This window comes from Sphingobacteriales bacterium (assembly GCA_016700115.1).
GTDB lineage: Bacteria > Bacteroidota > Bacteroidia > Chitinophagales > UBA2359 > UBA2359.
Genome location: CP064999.1, coordinates 3,404,167 through 3,406,193, shown reverse-complemented (window position 1 = coordinate 3,406,193; position 2,027 = coordinate 3,404,167). Strand labels below are relative to the sequence as shown.

Sequence of the window (2,027 nt, the reverse complement as noted above, 5' to 3'; positions counted from 1 at the left end):
TCCGGTCAGGTCTTCACCCGTCGAACCATTGCTCCAGCTATAGCTATAGGGCAGGGGTTCCGCCCGTTACACTCAGGTCTATCGCTCCCATGTCTGCTCCAAAACATCCCACTTCCGTATGCGTCTCGCTTAAGGTTAACGCGGATGGCTCAACGATGGTGATGCTTATAATCGCTATACAACTGTTATCGTCGGTTACCGTAACCTCGTAAGTCCCTGCTAACAATCCGGTCAGGTCTTCACCCGTCGAACCATTGCTCCAGCTATAGCTATAGGGCAGGGTTCCGCCCGTTACACTCAGGTCTATCGCTCCCATGTCTGCTCCAAAACATCCCACTTCCGTATGCGTCTCGCTTAAGGTTAACGCGGATGGCTCAACGATGGTGATGCTTATAATCGCTATACAACTGTTGCCGTCTGTTACGGTTACATTGTAGGTTCCTGTGCTTAAACCCATCAGGTCTTCTGTCGTTACCCCTCCGCCCCAATTATACGTGTAGGGTGAGGTGCCGCCGGTAACTGTCAGGTTGATTGCTCCGTTTGTGCCTCCAAAACAGGAAACATCGGTCTGGTGTAGATAATGACATCGCAGGCGCAGGCTGATTTACCGTCGCACTTGTCGTCGCCGTACAACTGTTTGCATCAGTTACGGTTACATTGTAGGTTCCTGTGCTTAAACCCATCAGGTCTTCTGTCGTTACCCCTCCGCCCCAATTATACGTGTAGGGTGAGGTGCCGCCGGTAACTGTCAGGTTGATTGCTCCGTTTGTGCCTCCAAAACAGGGAAACATCGGTCCTAATTGTAGATAATGACATCGCAGGCGCAGGCTGATTTACCGTCGCACTTGTCGTCGCCGTACAACTGTTTGCATCAGTTACGGTTACATTGTAGGTTCCTGTATTTAAGCCCGTCAGGTCTTCTGTCGTTACCCCTCCGCCCCAATTATACGTGTAGGGTGAGGTGCCGCCGGTAACTGTCAGGTTGATTGCTCCGTTTGTGCCTCCAAAACAGGAAACATCGGTCACAATTGTAGATAATGACATCGCAGCTGCAGGCTGATTTACCGTCGCACTTGTCGTCGCTGTACAACTGTTTGCATCAGTTACGGTTACATTGTAGGTTCCTGTACTTAAGCCCGTCAGGTCTTCTGTCGTTACCCCTCCGCCCCAGTTATACGTGTAGGGTGAGGTGCCGCCGGTAACTGTCAGGTTGATTGCTCCGTTTGTGCCTCCAAAACAGGAAACATCGGTCACAATTGTAGATAATGACATCGCAGATGCAGGCTGATTTACCGTCGCACTTGTCGTCGCCGTACAACTGTTCGCATCAGTTACAGTTACATTGTAGGTTCCTATACTTAAACCCGTCAGGTCTTCTGTCGTTACCCCTCCGCCCCAGTTATACGTGTAGGGTGAGGTGCCGCCGGTAACTGTCAGGTTGATTGATCCGTTTGTGCCTCCAAAACAGGAAACATTAGTTACACTAGTAGATAATGACATCGCAACTGCAGGCTGATTTACCGTCGCACTCGTCGTCGCCGTACAACCGTTCGCATCAGTTACGGTTACATTGTAGGTTCCTGTGCTTAAGCCTGTCAGGTCTTCCGTCGTTACCCCTCCGCCCCAGTTATACGTGTAGGGTGAGGTGCCGCCGGTAACTGTCAGGTTGATCGCTCCGTTCGTGCCTCCAAAACAGGAAACATCGGTCACAATTGTAGATAATGACATCGCAGATGCAGGCTGATTTACCGTCGCACTCGTCGTTGCTGTACAACTGTTCGAATCAGTTACGGTTACATTGTAGGTTCCTGTGCTTAAACCCGTCAGGTCTTCTGTCGTTACCCCTCCGCCCCAATTATACGTGTAGGGTGAGGTGCCGCCGGTAACTGTCAGGTTGATTGCTCCGTTTGTGCCTCCAAAACAGGAAACATCGGTCACAATTGTAGATAATGACATCGCAGCTGCAGGCTGATTTACCGTCGCACTAATCGTCGCCGTACAACTGTTCGCATCAGTTACAGTTACAT

3 protein-coding genes are annotated in these 2,027 nt (G+C 50.6%); all 3 read right to left on the bottom strand.

Going from position 1 to position 2,027, the window contains the following annotated elements; translation table 11 throughout:
• Nucleotides 1-43 precede the first annotated feature (43 nt).
• The 3 genes from IPM47_12275 to IPM47_12265 are packed head-to-tail and all read right to left on the bottom strand — an operon-like array spanning nucleotide 44 to nucleotide 1,956.
• Nucleotides 44-457 carry a SprB repeat-containing protein gene (locus IPM47_12275; protein ID QQS27659.1) on the bottom strand — a complete coding sequence of 138 codons (414 nt, stop codon included), beginning with the start codon at nucleotides 455-457 and terminating at the stop codon, nucleotides 44-46.
• Between the two features lie 31 nt (nucleotides 458-488).
• The gene (locus IPM47_12270; GenBank protein ID QQS27658.1) at nucleotides 489-791 is read right to left on the bottom strand and encodes a SprB repeat-containing protein; all 303 of its coding nucleotides are present in this window, start codon (nucleotides 789-791) and stop codon (nucleotides 489-491) included.
• Nucleotides 715-1,956, bottom strand: coding sequence for a SprB repeat-containing protein (locus tag IPM47_12265; protein ID QQS27657.1), 1,242 nt, complete (start codon nucleotides 1,954-1,956; stop codon nucleotides 715-717). The genes IPM47_12270 and IPM47_12265 overlap by 77 nt, the downstream gene beginning before the upstream one ends.
• Between the last annotated feature and the right edge of the window lie 71 nt (nucleotides 1,957-2,027).